The sequence below is a fragment of the Ensifer sp. PDNC004 genome, assembly GCF_016919405.1.
Lineage (GTDB): Bacteria > Pseudomonadota > Alphaproteobacteria > Rhizobiales > Rhizobiaceae > Ensifer.
In genome coordinates this window covers 186,292-199,340 of record NZ_CP070354.1, presented here as the reverse complement: position 1 = coordinate 199,340, position 13,049 = coordinate 186,292, and the positions used below count along the sequence as shown (strand labels likewise).

Here is a 13,049-nt window from a genome sequence, read left to right as displayed (position 1 = left end):
AGCGCCACCTGAATGTAGCGAAAACCTTCAATCACGGGTTCGGCGAACGCCATATCCATTGAATGACCGCCTATACCATCTCTATTGTACTTCCAGGCGGTGAGGTGATTTTGAACGAGCAGCGACTACACCAGATCTTCCAACTCAGCATCCTCGCCAAAGGCGTCCACGCGCTGGCAGAATGTGTCGGCGGTGTCGCGCTGTGGCTGGTCCCGAACGACGCCATCACCAGGCTTGCAAGGTCGATCACGCATCTGGAACTGATCGAGGACCCGAGGGATTTTCTCGCCACGCATCTCCTGACCTTTGCGCAGAACTTCTCGGTCGAAACGCGACATTTCTACGCCTTCTACCTGGTCAGTCATGGCGTCGTGAAGCTGTTCCTTGTCGCAGCCCTCCTGCGAAACAAACTATGGGCCTACCCAGCGTCACTGGTGGTAATGGCACTGTTCAGTGTCTACCAGCTTTACCGCTTTAGCTACACGCACAGCTGGGGCCTGATCGCGCTGACAGTGTTTGATGTCATCGTCATTTGGCTCATCTGGCATGAGTACAAACTGGTCATGCGCCGACGTCCGGCGACTTGAGGCGTCGAGAACGGCGGAAAAGGCCGTCTTTTCCCAACGAGCGAACAACCGATTGACGCCGAACTGAAGATATCGATAGAACGCCCTATCGAATTTGCTCGCGAGCTTTGGTTATTGCGCAGTTGGCTTCGCGCTCTGAACGAACCTTCCTTTCAAAATCGCTATCGGGCCCCAAGCTTCGCGCGGAGCCTCCCAGTTTACTACGGAAGGGCTCGTCATGCCGGCACAGTCAAATGCTCCCGATAAGGGCCTGGCTTCATCCAACCTGACAACGGCGGCGCGCCTGCCCTTGTTTCCGCCGGCGAACGCCCTGCTTTGAGCGATCTCGTCGAAGGCCGAAAGATGAACTCGAGCGAGATCTCGGCCCAAATTCCCGGTTTGCCTGATGTGTCCACAGCAATGACTCAAGGCGATCATGTCACACAACCAACTAGGAAGACGCCTTGAAGAATACCAGAGTCAGCCCGCTTTCCGACCACGGCGCCGCAGCAACCGTCGATCGTGAAAAAGCCTGGCTGAAGATCCTGTCCACCTATCGACAGCCGCATATCGGCCGCAGCACGTTCGAGCTGGCGGTGACCTTTGTGCCATTCGTTCTGCTGTGGGTAGCGGCTTGGGCCTGCATGCACTTCGGGTACTGGCTCGGCGTGGTGCTAATCGTCCCTGTTGCGGCGGGTTTCCTCCTGCGCCTGTTCATGCTTCAACATGACTGCGGCCATGGTTCGTTCTTCGGGCGCCGCCGCCTGGATGACTGGACGGGCCGAGTGATCAGCGTGCTGACACTGACACCCTATGACTACTGGCGCCGCGCCCACGCCGTCCACCACGCTTCGGCAGGCAACCTCGACGAACGGGGTGTCGGTGACATTGCCACACTCACCGTTGCCGAATACGAGTCGCTCCCGCGCAGAGGGCGGCTTGCTTACCGCCTCTACCGACATCCGCTCGTTATGTTCGGCATCGGTCCCGCATGGCTCTTTCTGTTCAAGCAGCGCTTACCGTTCGGAATGATGCGCGCAGGTCCCCGGCCGTGGATTTCCACCATGGCAACGAACGTGGCCATCGCCGCACTCGCGGGCATACTTATCTGGGCAGTGGGTGTCGCACCGTTTCTGCTGATCCATCTGCCGATTGTGCTTCTTGCTGGCGCAGCAGGCGTTTGGCTGTTTTACGTCCAGCACCAGTTTGAAGACACGCACTGGTCGAGGCCCCCCGAATGGACGTTCCAATACGCGGCCATGCATGGCGCCTCGCACTATGATCTGCCGCAGCCCTTGCGCTGGATCACCGGCAATATCGGCATGCACCATCTCCACCACCTGTCGAGCCGCGTTCCCTTCTATAGACTTCCTGAGGTCATCCGCGATCATCCCGAGCTGGGAGATATGGGCCGCATCACCATCCGGCAGAGCCTGCGCCTGGTGAAGCTCGTCCTTTGGGACGAAGCCTCGCACCGGCTGGTATCATTTCGAGAAGCAAACGCACGCCAAGCTGCAGCAGGATCCGCTGTGCCGACGCCTGCCTGATAGCGCGGTCGACCAATCTGCACCGCCAAGGATTGAAATGCAGCCCTTCGACCACCGCGACGAAACAGGAGCGGTGGCGTCGCCCCGCGGCGCACCCCATTCCGTCGTCGCGCAAACGCCGGGATCGCGGCGCGCCGGCTTGAGCGACCGTCGATTTGGCAGCCATGACAGCCGCGGGCGCGACCCGTCATCGGCCGGGTCGCTGTTATCGAGGCTCCCGGTTCTAAGCCAAGGCCACCGGCATCGCCGGTCGCACCATGGACTGGGCCGGATCGTGCGCAGTCTCCTGTGCTGCCGCCACTCTCAAAGCTTGACGATGGTCTTTTTCGCAAGCAGCCCCTGCGGGGCGAATAGCAGCACCCCGATGACGAGCAGGATGGTGAAGGCATCACGGTAGCTGAGCAGGCTTTCCGGCAGATAGGCTTGCAAGAAGACTTCGATAAAGCCGAGCAGAAAGCCGCCGGCGACAGCGCCGGAGAGGCTGCCGAGCCCGCCGATAATTGCGGCGATGAAGGCTTTCAGCACCGGCAGGAAGCCCATCAGAGGATCGACACTGCCGCGCTGGGCCACCCAGAGGATGCCGGCGACACCGGCAAGCAGGCCTGAGATCGCAAAGGCGGTGGCGACCACCGCATTGGCGCGAATGCCCATCAGCCGAACGATGGCGAAATCTTCGGAAGCCGCGCGCATGGCACGGCCGAGCACGGTCGTGCGAAGGAAGAGGTTGAGACCGACCAGCATGATGATCGTGACGAGGATCGAAGTCCCCTGGATAAGGCCGAGATGCAGGCCGCCGATCTCGATCGTGCCGGAAAAGCTCTCGGGCATCGGTACCGGCTTCGGCCGGGCGGAAATGAAGTTCTGGAAGATCACCCGCAGGATGGCGCTGACGGCGAAACTCGTCAGCAGAAGCGTCGTGCCGCTGGCGCCGCGCACGGGCCTAAACGCGATGCGCTCCATCAGCATGGCGAGCACGATCGCGATCAAAAGGGCAGCGCAGACGGCGAGCGGGAACGGCAGGCCCAGCAACAGCGCAAAGCAGAGGCCGTAGCCGGCCGCCGTCATCAGTTCGCCATGGGCGAAATTGATGAGCCCCATGATCGAGAAGACGACCGCAAGACCAAGCGCCAGAAGCGCATAGGTGCCGCCGAGGCTGAGCGCATTGACGAGCTGCTGCAGGAACATGTCCATGATTTGACCCTCCACGCACTCGGCTCAGGCGCCGAGATAGGCGCCCTGGATTTCGGTTGAATTGCGCAGTTCCGCGGCCGTGCCCGAAAGCACGATCCGGCCATTGGCCATGACGTAGCCCGCGTCGGCGATCTCGAGCGACAGCGAGACGTTCTGCTCGACTAGGAGGATCGTCAGACCCTTTTGTCTCAGCCCGGCGATCAGGTCGAAGATCAGGTCCACCACCTGCGGCGCAAGGCCGAGCGACGGTTCGTCGAGCAACAACAAGTCCGGCGACGACATCATCGAGCGGGCGATCGCCAGCATCTGCTGTTCGCCTCCGGAGAGCGAGCCGGCCTTCTGTGTCAGCCGTTCCTTCAGGATCGGGAAGCGCGACAGCATGTCCTCGCGTACGTCGGAGATCACGCCCCGCGCCTTGTGCATGGCGCCGCCGAGAAGCAGGTGTTCGTCGACGGTCAGGCTCGGAAAGATCCGCCGCCCCTCCGGCGTCAGCGTCATGCCGAGGCGGACGATCTGTTCCGGAGGCAGGCCCGATATATCCTGGCCATTGAACGTGACGCGTCCCGCCTTCTTCCCCGCCAGCCCGACAAGCGAATTCAAGGTCGAGCTCTTGCCGGCGCCATTGGCGCCGAGCAACGTCACGATCTGCCCCTTGCCAACCACGAGGTCGACGCCCTTCAGCGCCTCGACCGCGCCATAGGCGACCTTGAGACCGCTCACTTCCAAAAGCGGCTTCGGAACGGGAATTTCACTCATCATCATCGGGCAAAGTCCTTGCCGTGGATTGCGAAGCGCCGACGGCGCAGCCAAGAGCGATCCCCGGGAAACCCAGGGATCGCCACAGGTGATTGATCAGGGGGCCGGAACGTCGGCGGCCGCCGGAACACCCTGGCTGATCAGATGGCGATTGCCGCCTTCGATCTGTACCAGTGATACCGAGCGCATCGGCATGCCTTGCGTGCCGGCATAGCTGATCGGTCCGGTGACGCCCTGGACGTTTTCGAGCGAGGCAATCGCATTGCGGATGGCGACCGGATCGATGCTGTTTGCTTCCGTCACCGCCGCGTCGATCACCTTGCCGAGGTCGTAGCCGTTGGCGATATAGACCGTGTCCGGCACCTGGCCATATTTTTCCTTGTACTTCACGTTGAAGTCAGCGAGCGGGCTGCCTTCGCTGGCAAAGCCGGCGGTGGTGAAGACGACGCCGTCGACGGTCGCACCAAGGCCGAAGGTGGTGGGCGAATCGATGCCGTCACTGCCGAGGATCGGCGTGGTCACGCCGGCGCCGCGCAGCTGACGGATGAAGGCCGGGAAATCCGGCTCGTAGGCCGCCGTCATGATAACGTCGGGCGCCGGGTTCATCGCCTTGATCTTGGTGACCTCGGCGCCGAAGTCCTGCTGGCCCATGCTGTAGGTGCCTTCGCCCAGGAGCTCGCCGCCCTTGGCCTTGAAGGCGACCCCGAAATATTCCGGCAGCTTCAGCGTATAGGCGCTGTCGGGCGACTTCAGGATATAGGCCTTCTTGTAGCCCTTCTCGGCCGCATAGGTCGCAAGCACCGAAGCCTGGACGTTGTCGGCGGGATAGTTGCCGAACATGTAGTCGCCAACCGCAAGCGGCATCGTCGGCGTCGTGGCGCAGAAGGAGAAGGCCGGGATCTGGGCGGCCTGGGTCACCTGGCCGGCGGCGATCGACGGATCGGCGTCGCACGGCGTGATCACGATCTTGACGCCTTCGTCGACCAGCTCCTGCGCCACCAGCGCGGTTTGCGCCGCATCCGAGCGCGTATCCTTGGCGACGAGCTTGATCGGGAATTTGCCGGCGGCACCACCGGCCGCGTTGATTTCCTCGACGGCCATTTCCAGGCCCTTCAGCGACGGCTGGTCATAGGGCGCAAGACCGCCGGTCTGGGCGGTCGCAAGGCCGATGACCAGATCTTCTGCGAATGCCGGCAATGCCGACAGGGCAAAACCGCCGAGCATGGTGGTGAGGCACAGGGCCGTGACGTTCTTCTTCATCCGAAAAGCTCCCTCTTTTGATTTATGCGGGTTTATGCAGGCCCGGCGCGCCGGACGGCAGAGCGGGGGTACCGACGGGCTCGCTGCGCGCCTGCGCCGCTGAGCGGCGGCGGCCGATATAGGCCTCGATGACATCGGGGTTCGCCTGGATTTCCGCCGGCGTGCCGATGGCGATCTGCTGGCCCTTGTTGAGGACGACGACGACGTCGCAGAGCCGCATGATCAGCTTCAGGTCGTGCTCGACGACGAGCAGGCCGAGGCGGTATTTCGTGCGGATGCGGTCGAGCACATGCATCAATTCCTCGGTCTCGGCCGGGTTCATGCCGGCGGCCGGCTCGTCGAGCAGCAGGTAACGCGGTTTGAGCGCCAGCGCGCGGGCGATTTCAAGCCGCCGCTGCGCGCCGTAGGAAAGCGTGCCGGCCAGCCGGTCGGCAAATTCCGCAAGGCCCACTTCCGAAAGCACCGTCAAGGCACGGGCCGCCGGATCCTCGCCGCCCGCCTTGAGGGCGCTCGCCGCGACCGTGACGTTTTCGATGACCGTCAGGTTCTTGAAGAGACGGATGTTCTGGAAGGTGCGGGCAAGGCCTGCGGTCGGAACAGCGTGAACGGCAAGCGACGCCACGTCCTGACCGTCGATGAGCACGCGTCCCGTCGACGGCGGCACGACACCGGACACGCTGTTGATCAGCGTCGACTTGCCGGCGCCGTTGGGGCCGATGAGGCCGGTGACGAGACCGGGCTTGATCTCGAAGTTGGCGTTTTCGAGCGCAACGAGCCCTGCAAATTTCTTTCCGAGATTTTCGACCCGAAGCGTGCCTTGGCCGGCCGAAGAGCTAGCGGCGGCAACCGTGCCCTTCAGCGGTAGAGCCTCCTTCGTCGTGGAGCGCTTGAACCAGCCGAAGCGCTCGTCGAGCTCGCGCACACCGAACAGCCCATCCTGCAGGCGGTACATTACGACGAGGATAGCCACGCCGATGCCGATATCGGTGAGGCCGAAGACGGTCGGCAGCTTGAGGAAACCGAGATCGACGCCACCCTCGAGCTTTCGCAGGAGCTCGACGATCAGCATGATCACGGCAGCGCCGCCAACGGCACCGGAAACCGTGGTGATGCCGCCGAGGATCAGCATGGCCAAAAGCATGAAGGTCAGGTTGAAGTAGAAGTCCTTGGGCGAAAAGGCGCCGAGGAAATGGGCCAGCAAGGCACCGGCAGCACCGGCAAGCACCGCACCGAGAACCCAGGCGAAGAAGCGGTGCAGCTTGACATTGACGCCGACGGCGGTCGAGGCGATCTCGTCCTCGCGGGACGCCCGAAGCTTCAGGCCCGAACTCGAATCCCGATAGAGACGCGCGACCACAACGGCGGCGATAGCGAAGGGCACCGCCACCCATAGATTGACCGCGCGCGGAATGCCAAAAAAGGTCTGGCTTCCGCGGGTGAAATCGGTCGAGGCGACGAGCACGACATGCACGATTACAAGGAAACCAAGGGTCGCGATCGAAGCGGATGAGCCGCCCAGGCGCGCAACGGGAATGCCGATCAGCACCGCGACGAGCGCAACCACGACAAGGGCAATCGCAAGTGCAGGAACGAAGGGCATGCCGATCCCCGCCAGCCATTCCGGCAGATGTGGCAGCGCCGTTTTCTGAATGATCGGATTGAGCGTCAACAGGCCCGACGCATAGGCGCCGATCGCCATGAAGCCGACATGGCCGAAGGAAACGATACCGGAATTGCCGGCATATATGCCGATGCCGAGCACGGCGATCACGTTGATCATGTAGAGCGTCACCAAGCGCTCGCCGCTGCCTGGAAAGAACAACGAGGCGATGGCGGCAGCGGCCAGAAGCGGCAGCGACGTTACAAGGATACCAACGACGGTTTCTCGCCTGACGCGCACCATCCGCATTCCCCCAAATTTCGGCCCGCCTCATATTTTTTGGCTCGGGCCCGTTCCCGACATGAACGTTATCGCAGATCGACCAAATGTCAATCTTGTTTCAAAAAACATTCTCTGCTAGCAATTATGTAACAAAACGTAGAAAACGGGATTCACGCCATCGTTTTTGGGAGGCAGAAATCGTGGCAATCCGGGACCGACTGACAGACGGCGCCATTACCTTCACGCGCTCTGAACTGAAGATCGTCAGGCAGCTTCTGTCGAATTATCCGGCAGCGGGGCTGAACACGGTTGCGCATCTTGCGGCGGCGGCCGGCGTCAGCAATCCGACCGTCGTGCGCTTTGCCAACACACTGGGCTTCGAGGGTTATCCCGAGTTCCAGAAGGCGCTGCTCAGCGAAGTCCAGGAGCGGATGAGCTCGCCGCTCTCCATGCTCGACGCGCGGCGCCCGTCACTGGAGCAGGAGAACTTCTACCAGTACTTCCTGCGCGCCAGCATCCATGCGCTGGAATCCTCGATGCAGATGCTGCCTTCGGAAGACTTCGAGGCAGCCGCGGACGCGGCCGCCGACATGAGCGCCCGCATCCACTGCCTCGGCGGCCGGTTCAGCGGTTTTCTCGCCGGCCTGCTCTGGTCGCACATGAAGCAGCTGAGGGGTGACACCCGCTGGATCAACGGCAGCCAGGCCGACCAGGTCGACCAGCTTGTCGATCTCGGCAAGCGCGACGTGCTCTTCGTCTATGACTATCGCCGCTACCAGAACGACACGATCCGCTTTGCCCGGCAGGCCGCCGCGCAAGGTGCCCGCATCGTGCTCTTTACCGACCGGTGGCTTTCGCCGATCGCCGAATTCGCGACCGTGACGCTGACCGCCCCCGTCGACACGGTCTCGCCCTACGACACGATGGTGCCGGCATTGGCGCAGACGGAAGCGGTGATCGCAGCGCTCACCGCCCGCCTTGCCACCCAGTCGCGCGGCCGCATCGAGCGCATGGAAGAGCTGCGCCGCGGCTATGCCATCACCGAGGACGCCTTCAATCCGGCCGTCGACGACGACCGCTGAGCCTTTCCGCCGCCCACGGCGAACCAGACAAACCGAGGAGATTTCGAATGAGTGCAGTCACTGTAAGGGTTGGCGACGATCTCTTGAGGCGCGACAGCGCCTATGAGGCGGACCGCACGTCCGTTCTGTTCGTCGACATGCAGCGCATCTGGTGCGAGCCCAACCTCGACCCGACCCACCCGCAGGACGCCGACAGCTATTATCACCAGCGCCTGCGCCAGACCGTGATCCCCAATCAGGTGCGCATTCTGGAGGCGGCGCGCAAGGCCGGCTGCGAAGTGCTGCACACGATCATCGAGAGCCTGACGCTCGACGGCCGCGACCGTTCGCTCGATCACAAGCTCTCCGACATGCACGTGCCGAAGGGATCACCCGAGGGGCAGGTCATTCCGGAACTCGCGCCGATCGACAACGAGATCGTGCTGCCGAAGACCTCGTCGGGCGTCTTCAACTCGACCAACATCGACTACATCCTGCGCAATCTCAACACCCGCTATCTGATCATCGCGGGCGTCATCACCGACCAATGCGTCGACATGGCCGTGCGCGATGCCGCCGACCGCGGCTATCTCGTCACCGTCGTCAGCGACGCCTGCGCCACCTACAGCGAGCAGCGCCATGACGCGGCCCTTCGCGCCTATTCGGGCTACTGCTGGACAACCGACACCGACACCGTCGTCAGCCGCCTGAACGGCCTGCGCCAGGCCTGAGCGTGCGCAGAAAAACAAGACTGGAGGGGAATCCATGACTGAAACCAACAACGGCAAGGCGGCAGAACTGACCGAACTCGCCACCTTCGTCACGACAGACATCGCCGGCATCACCCGCGGCCGCAGCTTTGCCGCGAGCGAGATCGACAGCTACCTGCGCAAGGGGGTCGGCTGGGTGCCGGCCAATCTGGCGCTGACGCCCTTCGACATGATCGCCGAAAACAACCCCTGGGGCTCGGCCGGCGACCTGCGGCTGATGGCGGATCCCGCCAGCAAGGCGCGCGTCACCTGCCTGCCAGACGAGACGCCGCTGCATTTCTATCACGCCGACATCACCGACCTCCAGGGCAATGCCTGGGACTGCTGCGTGCGCAGCTTCCTGAAACAGACGCTGAAGGAATACGAACAAGTCGGCCTCAAAGTCATTTCAGCCGTCGAGCAGGAGTTCCAGTTACTCGGCGTCGACTGGCCGGATGCGCCGTCCTTCGGCCTGCGCGCCCAGCGCCGTGCCGAACCCTTCGGGTCTCTGCTGATGACCGCTTTGCAGGAAGCCGGCGCCGAGCCGGAAATGTTCCTGCCGGAATACGGCAAGGACCAGTTCGAAATCACCTGCCGTCCCGCCGACGCGCTGACCGCCGCTGATCGCGGCGCTACCATCCGTGCAATCACCAAGGAAGTCGCCGCCCTCTTCGGCTGGAATGCGAGTTTTGCCCCGAAGACGGTCTCGAATGGCGTCGGCAACGGCGTGCACCTGCATGTGAGCTTCACCGATCTCGACGGCAATCCGGTGACCTTCGACGCGGCGCGTCCTGGCAGGCTCTCCAAGATCGCCGGTGCCTTTGCCGCCGGCGTCATCAAGCATCTGCCGGCGCTGACCGCCTTTACCGCTCCATCGGTGCTTTCCTACATGCGGCTCGTGCCCCACCATTGGAGTGCGGCCTATACCTGCCTCGGTGAAAAGAACCGCGAAGCGACGCTGCGGATCTGCCCGACGCTGGACCTGCCCGGCAGCAATCCGGCCAAGCAGTTCAACATGGAGTATCGGGCGGCCGACGCCTGCGCCAGCCCCCACCTTTCGCTGGCTGTCCTCTTGAAGGCCGGGCTCGAAGGCATCAGGGCCGGGCTCGAGCAGCCGCCCCTGATCAATTCGGACCCGTCCGATTTCTCGGCGGCAGAGCAGGAGAAGCTCGGCATCCGTCGCCTGCCCGCAAGCCTGCCGGAAGCGCTGGACACACTCGCCGTCGATACTGTCGTCACCGGCTGGTTCTCGCAAGACTTCCTTGCCTGCTACATGGCGATGAAGCGCAAGGAGATCGACATCGTCGACGGGCTCTCGCCGGACGAACTCTGCGCCCGCTATGCGGCGGTCTACTGATTGATGGATGGGCAGCCCATGACCTCGACAACGGCCATCAAGAGCCCCGAACAGGGCGCGCGACACGACCCAAGCGCGCCGCTGCTTTCGATCGACGAACTGCCGCCCTACGCGGTCTTCAATCCGGACGGCACCTCGCCGATCCTGCTTTTGTGCGAACACGCCTCCAACCGGATGCCGCGCGCGCTCAGCGATATGGGGCTGCCGTTGCACGAGCGCCAGCGCCACATCGCCTGGGATATCGGCGCCATGGCGCTGGCCCAGCATTTGAGCCTCAGCCTCGATGCGCCTTTGTTCTTCACCAACTATTCGCGGCTGGTGATCGACTGCAACCGGCCGCTTTCCGCACCCTCGATGATCCCCGAGGTCAGCGAGACGACGGAAATTCCCGCCAACCGAAGCTTAAGCGACGAAGAGCGGCAGCAGCGGATAGACACGCTGTTCACGCCTTTTGCCAACGCCGTCAGCCGCCGTCTTGACCGGCTTGAAGGCGAAGGCAAGCGGCCCTTCGTCGTCGGCATCCACAGCTTCACGCCCGTCTATTTCGGCAAGCCACGCCCCTGGCAGGCGGGCATTCTCTATCGCGACGCGGTCGATTTCGCCGGCGCGCTGATCCGTGAACTGGCGAGCGAACGCGAACTGACGATCGGCGACAACGAGCCCTACAACATCCACCCGGACGAGGATTACACCGTGCCGGTCCATGCCGATGCGCGCGGGCTTCCGGGCGTTCTGGTCGAGGTGCGCCACGATCTGATCGACACGCATGCGGGCGTCGCCGCCTGGGGCGAACGCCTGACCCGCTGTCTGAAAGCCAGCATCGGGGAAGTCCGGTGACCGCACTCTACGAGAGAGACCGAGCGGCAATCGCCAACCTGCAGAAGCTGCGCTTCTTCCCGCTTGCCGTGACCGGTGGCCGCGGCGCGCGGGTGATCGAGGAAAGTGGCCGTGAACTGATCGACCTCTCCGGTGCCTGGGGCGCAGCAAGCCTTGGCTATGGCCACCCGGCGCTGGTCGAGGCAGTCTGCGGTGCTGCGGCAAATCCCGCCGGCGCCAGCGTTCTGTCTGCGGCCAACAGACCGGCAACGGCGCTTGCCGAAAAACTGCTCGCGGCCTTTCCCGGGGCGGGCGACAACAAAGTCTGGTTCGGCCATTCCGGATCCGACGCCAACGAGGCGGTCTTCCGCGCCGTCACCAAGGCGACGGGACGATCGGGCGTCATCGCCTTCGTCGGCGCCTATCATGGTTGTACCGTGGGTTCGATGGCCTTTTCCGGGCATAGCGTGCAGTCGGGCGCGGCCAAGGCAGAGGGCCTGCTGTTGCTGCCCTACCCCGATCGCTACCGCCCCTATCGCGACGACCCCACGGGTGGCGCGATCCTCGCTGAATTGCGGGAGCGGCTTGAGGCGGCGCCCGAACATTTCGCCGCCGCCTTCATCGAGCCGATCCAGTCAGACGGCGGCCTGATCGTCCCGCCGCCCGGCTTTTTCAAAACCTTTGCCGCGATCTGCCGTGAATACGGCGTGCTTGTCGTCTGCGACGAAGTGAAGGTCGGGCTTGGCCGCAGCGGTCGGCTGCACTGCTTCGAGCACGAGGAGTTCGTCCCCGACATCCTGACCATCGGCAAGGGCCTCGGCGGCGGGCTGCCGCTTTCCGCCGCGATCGGTCCGGCGCGCATCCTTGATTGCGCCAGCGCCTTTGCCATGCAGACGCTCCACGGCAACCCGATCTCCTGCGCCGCCGGACTTGCCGTTCTCGAAACCATTGAACGCGAAGAACTTGCGCAGGAAGCCGAGCGCAAGGGCAAATTGCTGCGCGACGGCCTGGCAAGGCTTGCCCAACGACATCAACTGATCGGCGATATCCGCGGTCGAGGTCTTGCCTGCGGCGTCGATCTCGTCCTCGATCGGCAAACACGGGCGCCAGCGCGAACGGAAGCGGCGAAACTCATCTATCGGGCCTATGAACTCGGCCTCGTCGTCTACTGTGTCGGGATGAACGCAAACGTTCTGGAGATGACCCCGCCACTAACCATCGCGGACACCGATATCCGTCAGGCACTGGGCGTTCTGGAACAGGCCTTTGCCGAAGCAGGTGCCGTTCCCGATGACGTCGTCGCGCAGTTTGCGGGCTGGTGACCACAACAGCCTGCGCCCGCGAGGGCCAGGACCTTGAGGTGAAACCCGTCCCGACTGCCAGCATGAGCGCAACGGCGGCAAGCAGGGCGGCCACCGTCGCCCGGCTCGACGCTACAGATCGAAGGACGCAAGGATCGGGCAAGGACCCGACTTGTCAGTGGCACATTCCCCGACCAGTCGCTGCAAGGCTTTCCGCGCCTGTTGAAGCTCGGCGATCTTGGCATCCAGCGCACCAATGCGGTTTTTCGCAAGGTTTCGCGCTCTCTCCCTGTCTTCTCCAGAATCGAGATCGAGAAGCTCCTTGATCTCCTCGAGCGTGAAGCCGGCCGTTTGGGCCTGCCGGATGAACTGAAGGCGGCGGACGTCTCCGTCACCGTAATGGCGGATGCCCTCAAGCCTTCGTGGCGTGTCCAGCAACCCTCGCCGCTGATAGTAGCGGATCGTCTCCACGCCGACGCCGCCGGCTGCTGCAAATTTTCCGATCGTCAGTTCCATGGGCTCTTGACTCCGTACCATGGTACGGAACGTATGGTCGTGCCAAC

Annotated in this window: 12 protein-coding genes; 7 read left to right on the top strand and 5 right to left on the bottom strand. The window is 63.2% G+C overall.

What is annotated here, in order from left to right; genetic code table 11:
- Positions 1-62 precede the first annotated feature (62 nt).
- Both JVX98_RS29275 and JVX98_RS29270 read left to right on the top strand, forming a co-directional pair.
- On the top strand, positions 63-587 hold the full coding sequence (locus JVX98_RS29275; protein ID WP_246765118.1) for a DUF2127 domain-containing protein: 525 nt from the start codon (positions 63-65) through the stop codon (positions 585-587).
- A gap of 443 nt (positions 588-1,030) precedes the next feature.
- Entirely contained in the window at positions 1,031-2,113 is a 1,083-nt protein-coding gene (locus JVX98_RS29270) for a fatty acid desaturase (protein WP_205239929.1), read from the top strand.
- A 303-nt stretch (positions 2,114-2,416) separates the two neighbouring features.
- On the opposite strand, the gene JVX98_RS29265 is transcribed toward JVX98_RS29270, so the two are convergent.
- The 4 genes from JVX98_RS29265 to JVX98_RS29250 all read right to left on the bottom strand — a co-directional run bounded on the left by JVX98_RS29265 (position 2,417) and on the right by JVX98_RS29250 (position 7,223).
- On the bottom strand, positions 2,417-3,304 hold the full coding sequence (locus JVX98_RS29265; RefSeq protein WP_192449092.1) for a branched-chain amino acid ABC transporter permease: 888 nt from the start codon (positions 3,302-3,304) through the stop codon (positions 2,417-2,419).
- Positions 3,305-3,328: 24 nt separating this feature from the next.
- On the bottom strand, positions 3,329-4,066 hold the full coding sequence (locus tag JVX98_RS29260; protein ID WP_246765117.1) for an ABC transporter ATP-binding protein: 738 nt from the start codon (positions 4,064-4,066) through the stop codon (positions 3,329-3,331).
- Between the two features lie 90 nt (positions 4,067-4,156).
- Positions 4,157-5,320, bottom strand: coding sequence for an ABC transporter substrate-binding protein (locus tag JVX98_RS29255; RefSeq protein WP_205239928.1), 1,164 nt, complete (start codon positions 5,318-5,320; stop codon positions 4,157-4,159).
- 22 nt (positions 5,321-5,342) lie between these two features.
- A complete protein-coding gene (locus tag JVX98_RS29250; protein WP_205239927.1) occupies positions 5,343-7,223 on the bottom strand; it encodes an ATP-binding cassette domain-containing protein in 1,881 nt (626 codons plus the stop codon).
- A gap of 179 nt (positions 7,224-7,402) precedes the next feature.
- Between JVX98_RS29250 and JVX98_RS29245 the strand changes: the two genes are divergently transcribed.
- The 5 genes from JVX98_RS29245 to JVX98_RS29225 are packed head-to-tail and all read left to right on the top strand — an operon-like array spanning position 7,403 to position 12,507.
- Complete coding sequence (locus JVX98_RS29245) at positions 7,403-8,284, top strand: MurR/RpiR family transcriptional regulator (RefSeq protein WP_192449089.1); 882 nt, start codon at positions 7,403-7,405, stop codon at positions 8,282-8,284.
- 47 nt (positions 8,285-8,331) lie between these two features.
- Entirely contained in the window at positions 8,332-8,994 is a 663-nt protein-coding gene (locus tag JVX98_RS29240) for an isochorismatase family cysteine hydrolase (protein ID WP_192449088.1), read from the top strand.
- Positions 8,995-9,028: 34 nt separating this feature from the next.
- On the top strand, positions 9,029-10,369 hold the full coding sequence (locus JVX98_RS29235) for a glutamine synthetase family protein (RefSeq protein ID WP_205239926.1): 1,341 nt from the start codon (positions 9,029-9,031) through the stop codon (positions 10,367-10,369).
- A gap of 18 nt (positions 10,370-10,387) precedes the next feature.
- Entirely contained in the window at positions 10,388-11,206 is an 819-nt protein-coding gene (locus JVX98_RS29230; RefSeq protein WP_205239925.1) for an N-formylglutamate amidohydrolase, read from the top strand.
- Positions 11,203-12,507, top strand: coding sequence for an aspartate aminotransferase family protein (locus tag JVX98_RS29225; protein ID WP_205239924.1), 1,305 nt, complete (start codon positions 11,203-11,205; stop codon positions 12,505-12,507). Before JVX98_RS29230 ends, JVX98_RS29225 begins: the two co-directional genes overlap by 4 nt.
- A 111-nt stretch (positions 12,508-12,618) precedes the next feature.
- On the opposite strand, the gene JVX98_RS29220 is transcribed toward JVX98_RS29225, so the two are convergent.
- The gene (locus JVX98_RS29220) at positions 12,619-13,023 is read right to left on the bottom strand and encodes a MerR family transcriptional regulator (protein WP_197067187.1); all 405 of its coding nucleotides are present in this window, start codon (positions 13,021-13,023) and stop codon (positions 12,619-12,621) included.
- Positions 13,024-13,049 lie beyond the last annotated feature (26 nt).

Excerpts from the sequence above, each read along its gene's own strand:
- JVX98_RS29220 (WP_197067187.1), bottom strand. The coding sequence starts at position 13,023 with ATGGTACGGAGTCAAGAGCCCATGGAACTGACGATCGGAAAATTTGCA.
- JVX98_RS29240 (WP_192449088.1), top strand. The coding sequence starts at position 8,332 with ATGAGTGCAGTCACTGTAAGGGTTGGCGACGATCTCTTGAGGCGCGAC.
- JVX98_RS29260 (WP_246765117.1), bottom strand. The coding sequence starts at position 4,066 with ATGATGATGAGTGAAATTCCCGTTCCGAAGCCGCTTTTGGAAGTGAGC.
- JVX98_RS29275 (WP_246765118.1), top strand. The coding sequence starts at position 63 with ATGACCGCCTATACCATCTCTATTGTACTTCCAGGCGGTGAGGTGATT.
- JVX98_RS29265 (WP_192449092.1), bottom strand. The coding sequence starts at position 3,304 with ATGGACATGTTCCTGCAGCAGCTCGTCAATGCGCTCAGCCTCGGCGGC.
- JVX98_RS29230 (WP_205239925.1), top strand. The coding sequence starts at position 10,388 with ATGACCTCGACAACGGCCATCAAGAGCCCCGAACAGGGCGCGCGACAC.
- JVX98_RS29255 (WP_205239928.1), bottom strand. The coding sequence starts at position 5,320 with ATGAAGAAGAACGTCACGGCCCTGTGCCTCACCACCATGCTCGGCGGT.
- JVX98_RS29235 (WP_205239926.1), top strand. The coding sequence starts at position 9,029 with ATGACTGAAACCAACAACGGCAAGGCGGCAGAACTGACCGAACTCGCC.
- JVX98_RS29250 (WP_205239927.1), bottom strand. The coding sequence starts at position 7,223 with ATGGTGCGCGTCAGGCGAGAAACCGTCGTTGGTATCCTTGTAACGTCG.